Genomic DNA, 19,155 nt, shown 5'->3' with positions numbered 1-19,155 from the left:
AGTTAAACTTGGTAAAAGTCCCCAGTATTGGGGATTTAGGGGCGAACAAAATAACTTGAGCGACTAATCGAACAGTATTGGGTAATGAGTAAGAATGCCAAAATTGTTAATTGTTAATTGTTAACTGTTAATTGTTTTAATATTCCTCGTATTCGGGCATTTTTTGTTTTTGAGGAATATTCACTTTTTGAGGGCGATAATCGGAGTCGTCATCGTCATCCCACATATCATCGTCGATCGAATCATTTTTATAGCGACGTTTAGGAGTATTATCAGATTGATAACGGGGTGCTGATTCTCTTTCTACTCGACTTTCACCCCAATTGTCTTCCTCTATATCATCTTCATAAAGAGGCATGGATTGTGCTTTACGGCGAGGGGGTGTAGTAATAGGCTGTGCTTCTTGCCATTCATCATCATTCCAATTATCCTCAGCCACTACAGGACGATTTTGTAAAGGTTGAGCCACCGCACGAACGGGCGTACCTGTCGGTAACTGATTTTCGGGGGCGGTAGTTGGTGCATAATACATTTCTTCGTCTTCTTTTTCCCAAGGGGGGCGCCCAATACCCAGTCTTTCTAAGACTCCTACCGTAAGCTGAGTTATTCTTTCTTCTGCACCTTCAAAGACAATAATTCGATTTGGTCCACTACTGACGATTTCATCAACGGATAATTCGTAGGTACTAATTAACTGCTCTGGAATTTGAGGATAACCGATAACGGCAATGGTTAAAGAGTATATTTGTCCGTCCACGAGGTTAAATTGAAAATCCCTTACTTTTCCTAGGGGTTCGCCTGTTTCTGTTACAACTTCGGAGTTAATAAGAGGGCTATAAATATCGATGTCAACATCTTCGATAACGTCTTCATTTTCCACTAAGATAACGTCTCCTCCTTGGGAAACGCTATTGAGATACATATATTTAGGAATGCCTGACATGGCTAGGCGATTATCTCTTAATCCTAAAGCGATTACTTCTCTTCGATCGACATCGACTAATACTTCTCGCACAACCCCCAGACGTTTGCCACTACTTCGAGTGATAACTTGAGTATTTAAAAATTCGTTTCTTAAACGATTATCTGCATTTGTCATAATAATTTATATATAAAAATTAATTTAATCATCAAAGCATAATTACTAATTACTCATTCCTAATTACTAATTATTTTGAGGTAGTTTTATTCTAATCGATCGATCTCCAAAATCACAGATCGGATTTTAAGGTAATTCTACAGAGGAAGGTTTCGCAATATGAGGTAATCCCCAACCTAATTTTTCCCGCAGGATACGGAAAAATTCTGGGGGTTGTAAACGAATAAATTGGGCATCATAACTCGATCGAACAATGCGCACTTCATCATCGGGTAAAATATAACAACCAGCGTTACCATCCACTACCATCACCATTTGATTCTGAGTAGCAGGATAAATAGTAACAGGTTCTCGATCGGAAAATACCAAAGCACGAGAAGCAAGGGAATGGGGGCAAATAGGAGCTAATTGAAATACTGGCACATCAGGCGTTACCACAGGACCTCCAGCACTCAAGGAATAAGCCGTTGAGCCTGTGGGAGTGGAAATAATCACCCCATCGGCGGCAATATCCACGGGAGAATGTCGCCCGATGGCAATTTCAAAATGACACATACTGGTTAAGGGTTCACGATGAACTACAACTTCATTCAAACAGAGAGCTTCCCATAAAGAAGTATCTTCTCGAATGACACTAACCTTCATCATCGATCGAGCCTCTAGTTGATAATCTCCTTCTAACACCTGTTCTAAAGCCTGAGAAAGCTGATTAAGATAAATTTCGGTCAAAAAACCCAAATGACCAGTATTCACCGTTAAAAGAGGAATCTTATAGGGTGCAACCTGCCGAAAAGCCGATAGCACAGTGCCATCTCCCCCCAAAACGATGGCAAAACTCATATCTTGATCAAATCCTGCGGGGGCAATTTGTTCAATGGGACTATGACACACGGGACGACCCGGATGAGAGTATCCTAAAATTCCTGCGTATCCCGTTGCCAAACATACTTGATAACCTTGATCTGTTAATAGGTTTTGTAATTCTTGAGCGACTTGACAAGCCGTAGGTTTTATATCATTATAAATCACGCCAATTTTGGGCATCAATAATTCTTCCTCGTTCAATGGGGGGTGACTTTACCGCACAGTATCGATCGTATTTTACCAGAACTTGCCCGATCTTACTGAAGTTAACCATAAAAAACTGGTGAAGATAAAAGGAGGATTAGGGGAGGAGGGGATTGACAAAATTTTTATTAGTTTTAAAATTTACAATCTATTTTGCATCAGTACTTATAATGAAAGTAGGTTAATTTGATAACTTTTTCAATTAATCCAAACTTTTATTAATAATTAAAGATAATGACACCTTCACAACCGAACAAAAAAAGCGGATGTTTTCCCTTTTTATTGATAACCTTATTAGCCTTTGGCGGTGGTTATTATTTTGGGAAAAAACTATTATTAGGGGAAAAATTAACTTTACAAGCTAGTAATAAAATAGTTCCACAATCAGCGTTAGTTAATACTTTTATTTCTACGGATGAGAAAAAATGGTCACAATTAAGAGAATTTGGCACAACGGAATTTCAAGAATTAACTAATAATAATTGGCAAGAATTTATTAGCGAAAATGTCACTATAAACAGTCAAAATATTGATTATCAACAAGATATATCTCCTTGGTTAGCAGGTATCTCGATCGCACTTTTACCTTCGCCAGAAGCTGGAATAGACTATGATACTGTCGCAATTTTAGGGATTAAAAATAAATTGAAAGCTAAAAATTTTTTCGATGGAATAAAAACAACAAATAGTGGAAATATTAACGAAACTAAACATCAAAATATTACTATTTATCAACTAGATGATCAATCAGAAAAAATATTTTTTACCACCTTTCAAAATTATATAATCATTGCCGATAAACAAGAGGTTATTACTAAAATTATTGATACTCATAAAGGAGGACTTTCTTTAGCAGATAATTCATCGCAAAAATTTGACAAAAATAGTGAACTTATACAAGTTTATTTTCCTGATTATAGTAATTGGTTCTTAAATATTATTAAAAATAGTGTACCCGATATAGAAGTAGAAAAATCAGCTAAAAATCAACTAGAAAAAATAGACTCTATTTTGGCAAATGTAAGTGTTGAAAATCACGGTTTAAAAATGCGTAGTGTGATTAATTTAGTTGATCCTTTAACCACCACACAACAATCAAAACCAGTCAGTAATAATCTTTTGAGTCAAATTCCAGATAATACTATTTGCGTGATGACAGGAGGAGGAATTAATCAATTTTGGCAACAAGTAAATGAAGAAACACAAAATATTCCCGACTTAGATTTACTGATTAATCAAGCAAAAATGATGACTTCTCAATGGTTAAATTTAGATTTAGAGACAGATATTATTAGTTGGCTTGATGGAGAATTTGCACTGGCTTTATTACCGCCTAATAATAATAATTCTTTAAACACTTTAGCGGGATTATTTATCCTAGAAAGTAGTAATAAAACTCAAGGAGAAGCCACTTTAAAAAGTTTAGAAAATACCGCAAAGTTAGTACCATTTTTGAATATTCAAACCAGTGATATTAATGGCATTAATGTCACAAAATGGAATAGTCCTGAAGCGAATCTTGTCTCCTATGGATGGTTGAATGACAAAAAATTCTTGATGAGTTTAACAGGAAATTTTGAAGATATAAACAATATTAAACCTGCTAATTCTTTATTAGAAAATTCTACTTTCAAATTGGCTACGGCATCTTTACCTAATAATAATAATGGCTATTTTTATTGTAATTTACAGGAAGCCTTATCTGTTGCCGTAAATTATGATCCAAATTTCTGGGATAGTTCTTCTATGGAAGCTAAAGCCTTAGCTGATTCTATTAGTGCGATCGCGCTTACAAGTTCCATGATTAATCCTACCACTAGCCAAGTAGATTTTAATATTTCTTTGTTCAAAAAATAACTAAGAAGAAGAAGTTAATAATTCTTAATTCTTCATTCTTCATTCTTAATTCTTCATTCTTCATTCTTCATTCTTCATTCTTGATATAAGTATTCTATGTAACAGTATCTTGACAATTGATTAGTTATGCTAAGGTATCAAAGATTCATAACATTGGTATTCTTAAAGTGATTTATATTTCTATCATTGAAGGTAATCCCCATTTACGATCGCTCTTAGGGTGGCATTTACAGCAAGTCGGTTATATTACGCATCAATACGGTACAATTCAACAAGCTAAAAATAGTTTAGCGAATCAAGTGCCAACTCTAATCGTTTTAGATTCTGATTTGCCTGATGGAGATGGTATCGAGTTTTGTGAATGGTTATATCAGTCTCATCAAACGTTAGTTTTAATGTTATCGGCAAAAATTAATGAGAAAGATGTGGTAAGAGGATTAAAAGCTGGGGCGGATGATTACTTAAAAAAACCTTTTGGAATGCAGGAATTTTTAGCCAGAGTCGAATCTTTGTTAAGACGTTTTCGGGTAAATAATACCCCTTTAATGTTGGATTTTGGAGATTTAAAAATAGATTTAGTACAAAGACGAGTAGAATTTAGAGGGGAATTAATTGATCTCACTCCTCAAGAGTTTAGCTTATTATATGTACTAAGTCAGGCTCAAGGTTCTCCTTTAAGTCGTTCTGAATTACTGCGTAGAGCTTGGCCCGAAGCCATCGAAAATCAGAGAACGATCGATACCCATGTGTTATCCTTACGAAAGAAAATTGAACTTGATCCCCGTCAACCTAATTTAATTCAAACCGTGCGCAATGTAGGTTATCGCTTTAATACTGAATTGTTACAACATTCCCAAAATAATTGTAGTAATAATTTTACTGACAGAAATCGTTTTTCTCAAAATCTTTCTCGCAATGAACAATATCTATCTAATAATCGAGTAATCAAGGAAAAATTACTAGCTAAATAGGAGATAGGAGTTAGGAGACAGGAGATAGGAGATATACTGAATTGAAAGATTTTTAATTTGTTCGTAGGGGTTGAATAATATTCAACCCAATACTGTTCGGTTAGTCGCTCAAGCTATTTTGTCCGCCCCTAAATCCCCAATACTGGGGACTTTCAAGAAGTTTAACTCCCCCAAAGTTGGCAGGGCTGTTTCAAAGTAAGTTGGTAAAAATGTTGGGGTATTAGGGGATTAGGGGGATTTTTTGTTTTAAGATTTTAGGTAATAATAATAAATTTTGAAATAATCAATTTATAATAGTAAATTATCAAAACTCATTACTTATTACTCATTACTCATTACTCATTACTCTTCCTCTCCTAATCCAGTCAATTTTTTGCTAGATGCAATATTAGACGATCGCAGCCATTCTGACTTCGTTGGTGTTGAGAATATCTTGTAATTCGTCAGCGTCAACGGTTTCTTTTTCGACTAACATATTTGCTAATTTGTCTAAAACAGCACGATTTTCTACGAGGACTTGTTTCGCTCTTTGGTAAGCCTGATCTACTAATTTTTTCACTTCATCGTCAATGGCGGAAGCGGTAGAATCAGAAAAATCTCGATCGGACGCAATGTCACGCCCCATAAAGACGTTACCGTTTTGACGACCTAATGCTACAGGACCAAGTCGATCGCTCATACCGAAACGAGTAATCATTTGACGAGCAACTCGTGCTACTTGTTGTAAATCATTAGAAGCACCTGTGGTAACTTCTTCTTCACCGAAGATGATTTCTTCTGCAATACGTCCGCCTAAAGCAACCGCCATTTGATTTTGGAGGTAAGAGCGGGAGTATAAACCAGATTCCATACGATCTTCGCTAGGAGTGAACCATGTTAACCCTCCAGCGCGTCCACGAGGAATAATACTGATTTTTTGCACGGGATCATAGTCGGGCATTAATGCACCCACTAAAGCGTGGCCTGCTTCGTGATAAGCGACTAATTCCTTCCGTTTTTGGCTCATGACTCGATTTTTCTTCTCAGGACCTGCTAAAACTCGATCGATGGCATCGTTAATTTCATCCATAGAAATCTCCGTTAGGTTACGACGAGCGGCTAAAATAGCGGCTTCATTGAGAAGGTTAGATAAATCTGCACCAGTGAATCCGGGAGTACGACGGGCGATTTTGTCTAAATCCACATCGGACCCTAAAGTTTTACCTCTGGCGTGAACGTTGAGAATTTCTGCTCTTCCTGCAAAATCAGGTCGATCGACTACTACTTGACGATCGAAACGTCCGGGGCGTAATAACGCAGAATCAAGGACATCAGGGCGGTTAGTAGCGGCTACGATAATAATACCAGTGTTACCTTCAAAACCATCCATTTCTGTTAATAATTGGTTGAGGGTTTGTTCTCTTTCATCGTTGCCACCGCCTAAACCGGCTCCTCTCGATCGACCTACTGCATCAATCTCATCGATGAATACGATACAAGGAGCGTTTTGTTTTGCTTGTTCAAATAAATCACGCACACGAGAAGCACCGACTCCCACAAACATTTCTACAAATTCAGAACCAGAGATGCTGAAGAAAGGCACTCCTGCTTCCCCTGCAACGGCTTTGGCTAAGAGGGTTTTACCAGTTCCGGGAGGGCCTACTAATAAGACACCTTTAGGAATTTTTGCACCGATGGCGGTAAAGCGTTCACCATTTTTGAGGAAGTCCACTACTTCGGTTAATTCGAGTTTGGCTTGTTCGATTCCTGCTACATCGCTAAAAGTAACTTGGGTTTGGGGTTCCATTTGTACTCTGGCTTTAGACTTCCCGAAGTTCATGGCTTGAGAGCCAGGGCCGTTGGATGCACGGCGAAGTAAGAAAAACAACCCTACTAACAGTAAAATGGGGAAAAATAGACTACTTAAAGCTCTAAACCAAAAACTTTCGTCACTTTGGGGTAAAACGGCAATATCGACTTTATTATCTGATAAAATATCGATTAATTGAGGATCGTTTGGTAGATTTACTAAAAATCTTTGTCCGTCTCTGGCGGTGGCGATAGCTTGGGTTCGATCGGCACTCAGTTGTACTCTTTCAACTTTATCTGTTTGAACCTCATCAATAAATTGACTATATTTCCAACTTAATTGATTGGTTTGGGGTCGATCGAGAAATACAGTACCTAGTGCGACGACTACTACTGCTAAAATCGCATATAGTCCTACATTGCGCCATTTTTTGTTATTTTTGCTCACTGGTGGATAGCCTCCTATACATTTATGTTTATTTTATCAATTACTCTTATTATTGGGAGTTTTGAGCTTATTTTTAATATTCCTAAACTCTATGTTAACTTATGTTAAGAATTTTTAGGGTTTTTTCTCATAAAAACCTAAAGCAATGAGGAATGGAGAATGAAGAATGAAGAATGAAGAATTAGCAATAAAAATTTTTGTATCAGTATTTATTATAATTTGTTGTTATTACTAAAAAAACAGTATGAAAGAGAATATTATTAAAAATAAATCATTTAGTTTTGCCTTAAGAATCGTTAAACTTTATCAATATTTAGTCGATGAAAAAAAGAATATATTTTAAGTAAATAGCTATTACGCAGTGGTACTTCTATATATTCTGATTTTCAAGAAATTAAAAAAATATTGGTTTTTATCACTAAAACATCAAAAAATAACAATTCCTCATTCCTAATTCCTCATTCCTAATTAATTAAAGAATATCTCTGCCGATTAGTATTTTTCTCACTTCTAACATGGCTGAATAGGTGGGAATAATGTATAAAGTTTCGTTTGTGGGAGTTAATTCTAGGGCTTTATTAATGGCATTTTGTAGGGTTTCTTCGACTATTAAATTCATGGAAGATTCAAGGGTATCAAGACTATATTTTAGACGTAATGCCATGTCATAAACTCGATCGCCACTTACCACAATATTTCCTCCCATTTCTACTAATTTTTCTGTGTCCACATCCCATATCCAAGATACGTCTGTACCATCGGGAGTTCTATCGTTCAAAACCATTAAAATAGGGCTAGATAAATTAACTTGTCTAATATCATTTACGGCTCTAATTGTTTCATTCATACCCACGGGATTTTTAGATAGTAAAATGCGTATTTTTTTGTCCTTAATTGTTAATTCTTCGGCTCTACCAAAGGCGGCTTTAAAGTTGGTAATAGTGTCGTTAATAATTTCTCTTTCTATGTCGATCGATTCTGCGACTAATCCTGCGGCTAAGGTGTTATATTTATTGTAAACTCCGATCAAAATTTGTGACCATTCACTACTATTTATATCTAATTTACTCTTAGTAAAATCGCAACTTGGGCAGTCATAATCTCCTAAATGAGAAAGATAAACTCCTTTATAATCAAGGGATGTACCACATTTAGGGCAATAAATAGAGTCCACCGCATGGGGGATTTCTTCTAAGTATAATTCTGGTTCATTTAAGCCAAAATATAAGACTTTTTGAGATAAATTTTGGCCTAAATAACAGAGGGTTGGATCATCTCCATTTAAGATAATAATAGTATCTTTATTTAAGGGTTCGATCGAACTTTGCCAACGGTAACTAATGGTGTCAACTTCTCCATATCGATCGAGTTGATCTCTAAATAAGTTTAGGGCTAAAATATGGGTAGGATTACATTGTTTTAAGGCTAAAGGTAAAACGTTTTCATCCACTTCTAAAATAGCATAGTCGGCGGTTAATTTTCCCCATAAATTACTGTGCATAATTAAACAAGTAACTAAACCATTAATTAAGTTTGCACCCGTAGAATTATGGATAACTTTATAACCCTTATTAACTAATATATCTTTTAATAATAAAGAAGTGGTAGTTTTCCCATTTGTACCCACCACTAAGATTAAACCTTGACTTAATTGTGTTGATAAAAGATTTAATAATTGAGGGTGAAAACGACTAGCTATTTCTCCGGGTAACACACTCGCTGAACCTAGTTTAAATAGTTTAACAATTCCAGTAATTATTTTAGCAGTGGCAACGGCTAATCCTAAACGAAAATTATCAATAATATTCATTATTATTATGTCTTAATCTTAATTTTTATTATCTTAGAAGGTATTTTGATGATAATATCATTCTTTGAGATTGCTTTCTATTCCTCGCAATGACAAAACAATGAATAATTAACAGTAGGTTATTATTATCTTAATTACTCATTCCTAATTCCTAATTCCTAATTCCTAATTCCTAATTCTTAATTCTTCATTCCTAATTCTTCATTCTTCATTCCTCATTCCTCATTATTTTATGGGTTGAGATGTGACGAATAGTCTATCGGAGTCTCCAAATTTTTGTAAGTCAAAGTCGATAATTAGTCGTTTATCCTCTGGAAAATAAGTTAGTTTTCGATCGATCAATTGTTGTACAATGTCGGTTAACTCTTGTTTTATATTCACATCATCCCCGATAACTTCCTGAGAAAACAATAAGTCTGTGATGTCTTCCCTCTCCTCTTCTGGGTATAAGGAAGCATTCCAAGCCACCACGCCAATGGTGAATAATTTGGTTTTACTACTCAAGTCGTTGGTTAAGTATAGATAGGGTGACATAAATTTTTCTAGTACTTTTGACATTTTACTAGATTCGATCGATGATAAACTGACATTATGAGAAGATAATTGATTGTGTTTTTGTTCTAATCTTTTTAACTCTCGTAAAAATTTAGATTTTTTAGTCATTTATTCCTAGCTTTTTCCTGATGTTTAGAGTAATCTCATTTTATGAGACTTCTTTCTAAGTTAGCTAAAATTATGTTCGATTTCTATGAGACTTTTTCCAAAAAGATTTTTTTTCTTTGTAGTAAGGGTTTCACCCCTTCTTTTACCAATTTTTGTAAATGTTTATTAAATATTGATTACAGAAAATTTTAAACCTAATTACTATATCAATCAATATGGTAAGGATAAGTAATTTTTGAGCAACATTAATTTTTTATGAATATTATAGATTCCTTTTTTTTATCCATCAATTATGAAGTATTTTTTCCTCAAATTTTAACCTATATTAAAGAATATTTAGACTGCGAACAAGTTTTTATTTCTCAACTAAATTATCAAGGAGAGCAAGAAAATATTATTGATTTTCAAGGTAATATTTATAACTCTTTATCTAAAAATGATCAAGATAATTATGAAATTTATAAACCAGTGGTATCGTATCTAAATCAATTAAAAAATGGTTATTATACTCACCAAGATAAATTAACTTTTAATGATGATACAGCACCTTTAAAAAGAGCAGAGTTAGCATTTCCTTTAATTTTGAAAACTCCCGAATTTAAAAACTTAACTCCTATAAAAATTTGGGGTATTTTATTTATCTATGATTATAATTATTTAAGAGCTTGGACACCTGAAGAAATTAAAGATATACAAGATATTGTTAATCACTTAATTATTGGTATTGAAAGAAATATTCTTTATAAAAAATTAATAGCTTTACAAGAAGAATTAAATAATTGTCAAATTTTAGATGAAATCACAGGATTAGCTAAATATAACACTTTCATTGATTGCTTAGATTATGAATGGCGAAGATTAGCACGAGAAAAACAACCCTTATCTTTAGTTTTAATAGAGTTAAATCATCCAGAAAATTTAATTGATAATCTAAAAAAAGAGGTTTCTATTATCATCCAAAAACAATTAAAACGTCCTACGGATTTACCAGCTTTTTATCAACATAATCAGTTAATTATTTTATTACCAAATACTGATAATACTGGAGCATTATGGATTCATAAACAAATTATGAAACAGATTGATCAAGAATTTAAAAAAATGGATAATTGTGAGTATTATTTTAGTATAATTACTCAAATTCCGAAACTCGATGATAAATATTATGATTTACTCATGTTGTTAGAATTACCATTAATACAAAAGAAAAATAATGAGAGAATTTATAATAAAAATCTAGTTAATAATTAATAGTTTTTTCAATTATAACGAGTTAGAAAAATTACTATATTTAAGTTTAATAAATTTAACTCAAAGTTTCAACAACCCCATTCCCCATTTTTCATTGAACCTTCTTTTTGAGTAATTTGCTAAAATTGATACGGTTCGATCGAGCTATCAAGTCTTATTAATGAAGTGATAAAACAAAATAATAGTTTATCATTCTCTATTAAGTTATGTGTTCTCAATACTTTCAATTTTTTCTGTGGAGTGACATTCATGAATTTTAGCCATATCCAATTTTGTACCGATAAAAGTTCGATCGATCTAGTACAATTACAAGAATTATATTCTATAACTACTTTCTGGGCAAAAAATCGCAGTAGAGAAGACATTGCCATCGCCATAGAAAATAGTAACCCAGTAGTGACAGTATGGGATAATAAAAGACTTATCGGGTGCGCAAGGGCAACTTCAGACGGTGTTTTTCGTGCTACTATTTGGGATGTGGTAATTCATCCTGACTATCAAGGATTCGGATTAGGCAGTAAATTAGTAGAAACCTTAATTAGTCATCCTCAGTTAAATCGAGTCGAGAGAATTTATTTGACAACGACACATCAACAAAACTTTTATAAAAAAATCGGTTTTGAAGAAAATACTACCACCACCATGGTTTTATATAATCGTTATCCCACTAGCAATGATGTGGTTAAAAAATGTCAAGGGGTTAACAGACTGTACCAATAAAATTAGACAATATAGGATAAACTTAGACATTTTTTGTGATTTTTTAAACATTTGTTTAAGTTTATCGATCTAGGAACGTCATCTTTATTCCTTATGATATAATTATTTTATCTTTATTTCTTTCCATCATTAACGATCGTGAGTAAAATAACTTATCAAACTTTACTAAATACAGAAGTCACAGAATTTTGTGATTTAATAGGAGGTTTTTTTGGCAAAATTGAAAGAGATTTATACAAAGATTTAGAAAAAGGAAAAAAACTGAATTATTTAAAAAAAAGTTATCAAATAAAATACGGTATAAATGCCCGTCAATTTAACTCCATTCACATTATCTTAAAAGGTAAAATCGCTTCAAGAAAAGAGTGCTATAAAAGCCAAATAAAACAAACAGAATTAAAAATTAAAGGTTTAGAAAAAACTATTGAGACGGAGAAGAAAAAGTTAGCTAAATTACCTTTGTCTTGTGGTAGGAATCAAAAGTCAGTCAGAAGTAAATTAAGATTTACTATTCATCAAAAACAAAGAAAATTAGCGACTTTAAAAGATAGATTAGTTACTTTAAAAAAGAATAAACCATCTCTGGTGTTTGGTGGGAAAAAACTATGGTACGCTCAATTTAATTTAAAAGAAAATGGTTATTCTAGTCATGAAGAATGGTTAAAAGATTGGCAAAAAACTCGTAGTTCACAATTTACTTTAGTAGGAAGTAAAGATGAAACTAATGGCAATCAAAATTGTCAGTTATTACCCCAGGGGCTAAAAATTAGAGTACCTCCTTGCTATGAGTCAATTTTTGGGAAGTATTATTTAATTGAAAATGTCAAATTTAGCTATGGACAAAGTGATGTAAATTATGCTCTAAATAATCAACAAGCATTAACTTTTAGATTTGTCAAAAAAGGTGAAAAATGGTATTTATATTGTAGTTTTGATTTGCCAGAAACTCCGATTATTTCTTATCGTAAAAATGGAATGTTAGGAATAGATTTAAACCCGAATATAATTGGTTGGAGTTATGTTGATAATGAGGGAAATTTAAAAGCAAAGGGACAAATTAAAATAAATGTGAGAGATAAAAGCACTAATCAAACAACAGCAATTATCGGTGATGCAGTCAAGAAATTAGTAAAATTAGCTTATCAATATGAGTGTCCAATTAGTGTAGAAAATTTAGATTTTGAACGAAAAAAAGCAACCATGAAAGAAGAGGGAGTTAAATATTCTCGAATGTTATCAAACTTTGCTTATAGTTGTTTTTTAGATATGTTAAATAGTTGTGCTTTTAAACATGGAATTGAAGTAATAAAAGTTAATCCTGCCTTTTCAAGTTTAATCGGATTAACAAAATTTATGAGGCTTTATGGTTTGTCAAGCGATACGGCGGCAGCGTTGGTATTAGCAAGACGGGCATTAAGGAAAAAAGAGAGTATTCCAACCAATTACGCCCGATTAATTCAAGTTGATTCTAGTCGGCACGTTTGGAGTTTTTGGAATGCCCTGAATAAGAAGCTCAAAGGCGTAAAACGTCATAGTTTCTTTAGTGTCTCTAACAGAGAAGTAGAGGTCAAGCTATTAGATGAGTTACATAGTAATAGGTTTAATAGCAAGTCGAAAGACACTTTTACTGCAAGGTGAGATTCCTTGTCACGAATCGTTAACAAATTCTGCTCGGTTAACGCAAAAATGATGGATTTAGGGTCATTTTTTCATGATGTCCAAGTTTGTCCAAGTTTTTAGGAGCGGAAGAAATAACTGCCATCGTGTGAGGTTATCTTCTTCACTGGCGTTTAAGATTAACTTTCCTGCCATAGTTTCTAAAAGAGACTCCGCCAACATTATTTTCATGCCACTGGAAAGTTGTGGCAAACTATTTAACTGTTTTAATTCTTGAATAGGGGATTTGACTAAATCTATATCTTCACTGATAGCCAGATGCTGACAAGGAAAATTAATGGTGATAATGGCGGTTTGGTTTTCTTTATCTTGATGACAACTTAACTTTATTTCCCCCATTTCTCCATAATCAATTATTACCTCCAACAAAAATAGTAACGCATCCGTTAATCTTGCCCTGTCAACAGGAGTTATAATATCTTTTTCTATGTCGCCTAATATCAATTTTAGATTCCGATTAGTCGCTTGTAAAGTCATTACTTCTTGTATATCTGTTAGTAACTCTCCAATATTGACTTTTTGGATTTCTAAACTCAGTTTTCCCACTTCTAACTTAGAAACGCTAATTAATCGATCGAGAATACCCATTAATTTTTTAGCATAATTATAGGCTTCTTCAATAAATTCTCTTTCTTCCTCTTGACTTTCACATAAATCATTAATAATTAGTTGATGTAATCCCATTAAACTACTTAGGGGCGATCGAATTTCATGGGCAATCCTACCAAGAAAACCAGCCTTAAAACGACTATTTTGCAAAGATTCTTGATAAGCAATTTTAGTATTTTTTAATTCATTTACAAGATTGTTTATATCTGTCATAAAATATTATAGCAATTACTGTTTTTATAAAGTAGAAAGATTCTTAGTGAAAGGTAACACTTCCATTACCCTTAGTGCGAGTAATTAAAAGTTAAGAGTTTAAATCCTTTTTGATAATTAATGAAAAATTTTAGTTAAATACGTCTTAGCATTACTGTAAAAAAGGCTATATATTAAAAGATGATGAATAATCCTCCATTGACAATTATGCTGATCAATTTTACACTCTATATTCTTAATTCTTCTATTTCTCCATAAAATTTCTTAATAAAATCTGATAAATTATCTAGGATTACGATATGTCTTCACCCCCTCCCTCAACAAAACCTTATAAAAGTAGATTATTTAACTTTGTTAACCGAAATTATATCAAATTTAATAGTAAAGTTAACGTTAAAATTCGTGAATTGGGTTATGTGGTGCAAGGTGGTTTACAAAGTTTAATTTTACCTTTCTTTTGGTTGTGGGAAACCACCAAAAAAGTTAGTAAAAGTTTTGTTGCTTCTCCTCAATCAAAGATATCTTTACCGAAAGGAAAAACGACTAAAAATATTGACAATTCTATCGATAATGATGATTTAATTTTAGTAATTAATAATGCTATTAATGATAATCCTGAGTTACCTTCTTTACCTTCTAAAAATTTTCAAGGTTTAGCCAGTAGATTAAAAAATAAACGCTTAATTTTTGTCTTAGAAAAAAATAAAATTAAAGATATTATCCCTATTAAACAACAGTTAGAAATTAATTTACTTATTAATGATATGACTGAGAAATTCACCTCTCAAAAATTATTATCTGCTTCAACTAAAGGTAATTTTTTAACTAAGTTTTTTGCGGGATTAAATATTTTTGGTAAATCAAAAGTTGAGAGTAAAATATCTCAAGATGTTAACAATCTTCAATCTTCTGATTTAGTCATTAATTCTCCAGTTAATCATAACTCAATTATTGCGTTTATTGATAATTTATTAGTTAGTTTAGAAAGATTAACTTTTCCCAATTCTAGTTCTATTGAACCACAAAATCAAGATATAATCGAGCAAACCCAAGAAAAAATCTCTATTTTAAGATTAATTAGAGAAGCCTTAGACTATTTCTTTAAAACTAAAAATATTCCTTTATCACAAGATAATCAAACAGCAGAGAATAGTTTAATCACTAATAATATTAATGATAATCTACCTCCTGCACAAAAAACGATTCAAAATATTATTACTAAGTCTCAAGAAACAGCAGAAAACATTATCCCTCAGATTCAAGAAACCACAGAACAATTAATTAATCAAGGTTTAAATCAATTAAATATTGCTAAAAATCATCTAAATGATAAACTTAATAATCCTGATGATCCTTTTCAAATACAAGTGTTAATTTGGGCGGCTATTAACTATTTTTTTAGTCAACAAAAATCTTCGTTATCTGCTAATGCTAAAAAAAGTTTTTTACCCAGTTTTTCCGAAACTGAAATTATCTTAATTAATGATGAAATAGCTGATCCTTGGTTATCATGGGAAGATTTATATAGTAGTATTCCTAAACTTCCTGACACGATCGAACCTGATAATAACGAATCTAATTTTATTTTACCTCAAGATGACATTTCGATGGCGTCGATCGAACCCTCAGAAATCATCGAATCTTTAAGTGTCGAAAATCAGGAAATATCTATTAATATTTCTTCCGCAAAAAACACGGTTTTAGATATTCCAAAAATAGAAAATAAAGCTAATATTAACAATAAAAATAGTCATGATTTATCTAATCAAAAAGTTACTTTTGAAGAAGAAATCGAAGTAAAAGTTATCGAAATTAAATATGAAAAACACTTTTTAGAAATAATTTTAGAAAAGCTCGATCGATTAATATTATGGTTAGAAGAAATTTTGATTAAAATAGTTAATAAAGTTAAATTGATGACGAAAAAAATTGAATGAATAAACAATTCATTAAGTAGGGGCAAGGGGCAGGGCTGTTTCATTTTCAAATTTTTGGTTAAGAGGGAGTAATGAGTAATAAGTAAAGAGTAATGAGTTTTGATAATTTACTATCATAAATTGATTCTTTTAAGATTTTTTATTATTATTTAAAATCTATAAGTAAAAAAAAACCCCTAATCCCCTAATACCCTAACACCCCAACATTTTTACCAACTTACTTTGAAACAGCCCTGGGGGCAAGGGGGCTTAACCGAGCAGTATTGAAGTTAAAATAACGTTAAACAAATCTTAATGCTATTGTAAGTTATCCATTACCTTCTCTTAACTTTAAGAAGATACCCTTATGTTTAGGTCATGTCAATCATACTAAACTACCATGCTTTTAACTTATCCTTCTCATCGTAATTTTACCAGTCCAGAGGCAACCACCGAAAGAAGATTACATTTTTTTGAGAGAGGAGAAGATATTCCTCTGATTAGTCAGGGTGTTTGGCAGGTAAAAAAAGGAGTGGTACAATTACTCAAAATAAATCCCCAAGGTGAGGAAACTCTATTAGGGTGGATACATTCTGATAATTTTTTTGGTTTATGGTTTACCGCTTTAGATAATTTTCAGGCTAACTCTTTGTCCGATGTTCAGTTGCAATGGTACTCGATCGCAGAAATCGAAAAAAACAGTGTTTTAGCCCAAAAAATGCTTTCTCAGGTAGTCAAAAGAATTCAACAAAGTGAACAATTATTAGCTATCGCAGGAATCAGAAAAGTTGAAGATAGATTGATAAAATTGTTACAACTTTTAGGGCAAGAAATCGGAGAAAATAAAGACTTAGGTATTAGATTAAAAGTAAGATTAACCCATCAAAATCTCGCTAATTCGATCGGGACTACAAGAGTCACTATCACAAGATTACTAGGAGATTTACAAAAACAAGGATTTATCACCTTAGACAGTAGCCGACACATCGTCATCAGTAGCTTTTAACACATTACTCGTTACTCGTTACTTCAAAATCAAGTATATAATTACTACCCAAAATTTCGTTCACCCCTACGGGGGAATTAGAAGCAAAAGTGTTGAATTTTTGACGAAAAATGTCTCAAATTATGCACTTTTTTCTATTATTTTCCCTCATATTATAGTTGAATACCTAGTTTTAATCGCTATCCCGTTCTTTCGTTGGCAAACTCTCAGTATTTTTACGGTGTTAAACCGTGGAAAACTAAAAAAAGATATTAGTCATATTTACTGATTAATGATTATAATGAGTGTAGAATATTTTAAATTAAAAGAGGTCATCTATGATGAAATTATCTTCTATTTGTTCGATCGGTGCCGTGGGTGCCGTTTCCTTGATTACTCTGGGAATCTCAGCCCCTGCCCATGCGGCTGGTTTTGTCGGTGAGTTTAATCCTACGAATACTTTAGGGGCTCCTACTCCTGGTGCTGGTTTTTCTATCAATAATCAGGGTACCCCTGCAAACTATTTAACGGCTCCTAACGCCTACACAATTACCGATCCATTCGACAGTATCGGCTTTAATACTATCGGTGGCGCTAATCCTTTATCTCCCGGCATTCCAGCCTCTGCTGAGTGGTTGACAATTCCAATAGCGAGTGCATATTATATCATTAATTTTGACTGGGCAGCAACTGGCGTCACGGCTGATCGGTTTTTCTATTCAGTCAATGGGACTCCCACTCAATTGAATCTGGGTACTACTCAGACTGGTAATGTGTCTTTATTCATACCCGGTAACACAAGTTTTGGTTTTCGATTTGAGAATGTCACCGCTCAAACTTCATCTTTTGATGTTACTTCTTTTAGTGCGGTGGGAGTTCCTTGGGAAACCGATGCTTTACCCGTATTAGGTACTACTATTTTATTCGGTGCTGGGGTTTGGGCAAAACAAAAATTCAAAAAAGTTAAATTCCAAAAATGATTTGGTTGGGGTTTAACAGTTTAATTTTTATCTTTTTTTTATCGGGGTTGAATATTATTCAACCCTTAAACTTTGATTAAATTTCTGCTTCTCTCAATAGATTTCTCCAGAAATTAAATTTTTAATGGCTAAAACTATTGTAGAGATGTAAGATTTTACGTCTCTACAGAAAATCTAGTCGATGTCTGTAAATCATTTTGTCTTTTTCCAGTGTTTTTCTCAATTGTCTTTATCTATTAACAATGAATATTAAAAAAAATATAGAAAAAATACAAAACAAATTATATACTTTTTGTTACGATTATTTGGGCTTAAAATATTTCCGAAAAATCGCTTTAACGGATGTAATCAGTTTTACGGGCAGTCAACAGTTAACGGGATTATTGCCTCTCATTGGCTATGCCCTCGTCATTGCCACCATCGGCGATTTTTTATACATTCTCTATCCCCCACAATTACAAAATCCCTCATGGGAATTAGGGGCGATTGGTTTATTGATTGAAAATAGTTGGGGGCTTTTAATCGGTTTTGGTTTTATTTTTAGTCGTTATTTTACGGGTAATTCTGAATATAGCAATAAGGAATCATTTGTGAGAAAATACTAAAAACAATTAGTAAGAAAAATTGTGAAAGAATTAGACCAGTTTATCGAATCAAATCCAGATTCTAGAGAATTAAAAAGGGCATTAGCAGTCAGAATGACCCTTCAAGGTTATTCACATCGGGCAATCAAGAAAATTCTACAAAACCAAAACCGATTAAAAGCCCCCAACTATTTTCAATCAATAAACCAATCGCCCCTAATTCCCATGAGGGATTTTGTAATTGTGGGGGATAGAGAATGTATAAAAAATCGCCGATGGTGGCAATGACGAGGGCATAGCCAATGAGAGGCAATAATCCCGTTAACTGTTGACTGCCCGTAAAACTGATTACATCCGTTAAAGCGATTTTTCGGAAATATTTTAAGCCCAAATAATCGTAACAAAAAGTATATAATTTGTTTTGTATTTTTTCTATATTTTTTTTAATATTCATTGTTAATAGATAAAGACAATTGAGAAAAACACTGGAAAAAGACAAAATGATTTACAGACATC

General features: G+C 33.0%; 16 protein-coding genes and 1 pseudogene. 10 read left to right on the top strand and 7 right to left on the bottom strand.

Annotation, left to right across the window (positions count from 1 at the left end; genetic code table 11):
- Window positions 1-136 precede the first annotated feature (136 nt).
- Both SYN6308_RS08120 and SYN6308_RS08115 read right to left on the bottom strand, forming a co-directional pair.
- On the bottom strand, window positions 137-1,099 hold the full coding sequence (locus SYN6308_RS08120; RefSeq protein WP_017293940.1) for a PRC-barrel domain-containing protein: 963 nt from the start codon (window positions 1,097-1,099) through the stop codon (window positions 137-139).
- A gap of 126 nt (window positions 1,100-1,225) precedes the next feature.
- Window positions 1,226-2,143, bottom strand: coding sequence for an NAD(+) kinase (locus tag SYN6308_RS08115; RefSeq protein WP_017293939.1), 918 nt, complete (start codon window positions 2,141-2,143; stop codon window positions 1,226-1,228).
- Window positions 2,144-2,401: 258 nt separating this feature from the next.
- On the opposite strand from SYN6308_RS08115, the gene SYN6308_RS08110 reads away from it, so the two are divergent.
- Together SYN6308_RS08110 and SYN6308_RS08105 are read left to right on the top strand one after the other, a co-directional pair.
- Complete coding sequence (locus SYN6308_RS08110; protein ID WP_017293938.1) at window positions 2,402-4,024, top strand: DUF3352 domain-containing protein; 1,623 nt, start codon at window positions 2,402-2,404, stop codon at window positions 4,022-4,024.
- Window positions 4,025-4,191: 167 nt separating this feature from the next.
- The gene (locus tag SYN6308_RS08105; RefSeq protein ID WP_017293937.1) at window positions 4,192-4,995 is read left to right on the top strand and encodes a response regulator transcription factor; all 804 of its coding nucleotides are present in this window, start codon (window positions 4,192-4,194) and stop codon (window positions 4,993-4,995) included.
- Window positions 4,996-5,383: 388 nt separating this feature from the next.
- Here SYN6308_RS08105 and ftsH3 read toward each other — a convergent pair whose 3' ends face one another.
- The 3 genes from ftsH3 to SYN6308_RS22110 all read right to left on the bottom strand — a co-directional run bounded on the left by ftsH3 (window position 5,384) and on the right by SYN6308_RS22110 (window position 9,704).
- Window positions 5,384-7,231 (bottom strand): ATP-dependent zinc metalloprotease FtsH3, encoded by a 1,848-nt coding sequence (ftsH3, locus tag SYN6308_RS08100; RefSeq protein WP_017293936.1) that lies wholly within the window; start codon window positions 7,229-7,231, stop codon window positions 5,384-5,386.
- Window positions 7,232-7,703: 472 nt separating this feature from the next.
- Window positions 7,704-9,041 (bottom strand): Mur ligase family protein, encoded by a 1,338-nt coding sequence (locus SYN6308_RS08095; RefSeq protein ID WP_017293935.1) that lies wholly within the window; start codon window positions 9,039-9,041, stop codon window positions 7,704-7,706.
- 225 nt (window positions 9,042-9,266) lie between these two features.
- Entirely contained in the window at window positions 9,267-9,704 is a 438-nt protein-coding gene (locus SYN6308_RS22110) for a hypothetical protein (protein WP_017293934.1), read from the bottom strand.
- A 255-nt stretch (window positions 9,705-9,959) separates the two neighbouring features.
- On the opposite strand from SYN6308_RS22110, the gene SYN6308_RS08085 reads away from it, so the two are divergent.
- The 3 genes from SYN6308_RS08085 (at window position 9,960) to SYN6308_RS22105 (ending at window position 13,313) form a co-directional block, all read left to right on the top strand.
- Window positions 9,960-10,955, top strand: coding sequence for a GGDEF domain-containing protein (locus SYN6308_RS08085; RefSeq protein ID WP_017293933.1), 996 nt, complete (start codon window positions 9,960-9,962; stop codon window positions 10,953-10,955).
- A 249-nt stretch (window positions 10,956-11,204) separates the two neighbouring features.
- Complete coding sequence (locus tag SYN6308_RS08080) at window positions 11,205-11,675, top strand: GNAT family N-acetyltransferase (protein ID WP_017293932.1); 471 nt, start codon at window positions 11,205-11,207, stop codon at window positions 11,673-11,675.
- Window positions 11,676-11,813: 138 nt separating this feature from the next.
- Window positions 11,814-13,313: an IS200/IS605 family accessory protein TnpB-related protein gene (locus tag SYN6308_RS22105; RefSeq protein WP_017293931.1), complete on the top strand. Its 1,500-nt coding sequence runs from the start codon at window positions 11,814-11,816 to the stop codon at window positions 13,311-13,313.
- A 63-nt stretch (window positions 13,314-13,376) separates the two neighbouring features.
- On the opposite strand, the gene SYN6308_RS08070 is transcribed toward SYN6308_RS22105, so the two are convergent.
- A complete protein-coding gene (locus SYN6308_RS08070) occupies window positions 13,377-14,174 on the bottom strand; it encodes a sensor histidine kinase (RefSeq protein WP_017293930.1) in 798 nt (265 codons plus the stop codon).
- Window positions 14,175-14,473: 299 nt separating this feature from the next.
- On the opposite strand from SYN6308_RS08070, the gene SYN6308_RS08065 reads away from it, so the two are divergent.
- The 5 genes and pseudogenes from SYN6308_RS08065 to SYN6308_RS25120 form a co-directional block, all read left to right on the top strand.
- On the top strand, window positions 14,474-16,111 hold the full coding sequence (locus tag SYN6308_RS08065; protein WP_017293929.1) for a hypothetical protein: 1,638 nt from the start codon (window positions 14,474-14,476) through the stop codon (window positions 16,109-16,111).
- Between the two features lie 379 nt (window positions 16,112-16,490).
- Entirely contained in the window at window positions 16,491-17,096 is a 606-nt protein-coding gene (locus SYN6308_RS08060) for a Crp/Fnr family transcriptional regulator (protein ID WP_017293928.1), read from the top strand.
- Window positions 17,097-17,413: 317 nt separating this feature from the next.
- Entirely contained in the window at window positions 17,414-18,055 is a 642-nt protein-coding gene (locus tag SYN6308_RS08055) for a hypothetical protein (RefSeq protein WP_144051412.1), read from the top strand.
- Between the two features lie 242 nt (window positions 18,056-18,297).
- Window positions 18,298-18,660 (top strand): hypothetical protein, encoded by a 363-nt coding sequence (locus SYN6308_RS08045; protein WP_017293926.1) that lies wholly within the window; start codon window positions 18,298-18,300, stop codon window positions 18,658-18,660.
- A gap of 21 nt (window positions 18,661-18,681) precedes the next feature.
- Window positions 18,682-18,801, top strand: a pseudogene (locus SYN6308_RS25120) (IS630 family transposase); the annotation flags it as partial.
- Here SYN6308_RS25120 and SYN6308_RS08040 read toward each other — a convergent pair.
- On the bottom strand, window positions 18,785-19,093 hold the full coding sequence (locus SYN6308_RS08040; protein WP_017293925.1) for a hypothetical protein: 309 nt from the start codon (window positions 19,091-19,093) through the stop codon (window positions 18,785-18,787). The pseudogene SYN6308_RS25120 and the gene SYN6308_RS08040 overlap by 17 nt on opposite strands.
- Window positions 19,094-19,155: the final 62 nt, after the last annotated feature.

The organism is Geminocystis herdmanii PCC 6308, from assembly GCF_000332235.1.
Lineage (GTDB): Bacteria > Cyanobacteriota > Cyanobacteriia > Cyanobacteriales > Cyanobacteriaceae > Geminocystis > Geminocystis herdmanii.
The sequence above is the reverse complement of the archived record's forward strand: the minus strand, read 5'-3'. Positions and strand labels throughout refer to the sequence as shown.

Excerpts from the sequence above, each read along its gene's own strand:
- SYN6308_RS08120 (WP_017293940.1), bottom strand. The coding sequence starts at position 1,099 with ATGACAAATGCAGATAATCGTTTAAGAAACGAATTTTTAAATACTCAA.
- SYN6308_RS08115 (WP_017293939.1), bottom strand. The coding sequence starts at position 2,143 with ATGCCCAAAATTGGCGTGATTTATAATGATATAAAACCTACGGCTTGT.
- SYN6308_RS08110 (WP_017293938.1), top strand. The coding sequence starts at position 2,402 with ATGACACCTTCACAACCGAACAAAAAAAGCGGATGTTTTCCCTTTTTA.
- SYN6308_RS08095 (WP_017293935.1), bottom strand. The coding sequence starts at position 9,041 with ATGAATATTATTGATAATTTTCGTTTAGGATTAGCCGTTGCCACTGCT.
- SYN6308_RS22110 (WP_017293934.1), bottom strand. The coding sequence starts at position 9,704 with ATGACTAAAAAATCTAAATTTTTACGAGAGTTAAAAAGATTAGAACAA.
- SYN6308_RS08085 (WP_017293933.1), top strand. The coding sequence starts at position 9,960 with ATGAATATTATAGATTCCTTTTTTTTATCCATCAATTATGAAGTATTT.
- SYN6308_RS08080 (WP_017293932.1), top strand. The coding sequence starts at position 11,205 with ATGAATTTTAGCCATATCCAATTTTGTACCGATAAAAGTTCGATCGAT.
- SYN6308_RS08070 (WP_017293930.1), bottom strand. The coding sequence starts at position 14,174 with ATGACAGATATAAACAATCTTGTAAATGAATTAAAAAATACTAAAATT.
- SYN6308_RS08065 (WP_017293929.1), top strand. The coding sequence starts at position 14,474 with ATGTCTTCACCCCCTCCCTCAACAAAACCTTATAAAAGTAGATTATTT.
- SYN6308_RS08060 (WP_017293928.1), top strand. The coding sequence starts at position 16,491 with ATGCTTTTAACTTATCCTTCTCATCGTAATTTTACCAGTCCAGAGGCA.
- SYN6308_RS08055 (WP_144051412.1), top strand. The coding sequence starts at position 17,414 with ATGATGAAATTATCTTCTATTTGTTCGATCGGTGCCGTGGGTGCCGTT.
- SYN6308_RS08045 (WP_017293926.1), top strand. The coding sequence starts at position 18,298 with ATGAATATTAAAAAAAATATAGAAAAAATACAAAACAAATTATATACT.
- SYN6308_RS08040 (WP_017293925.1), bottom strand. The coding sequence starts at position 19,093 with ATGAATATTAAAAAAAATATAGAAAAAATACAAAACAAATTATATACT.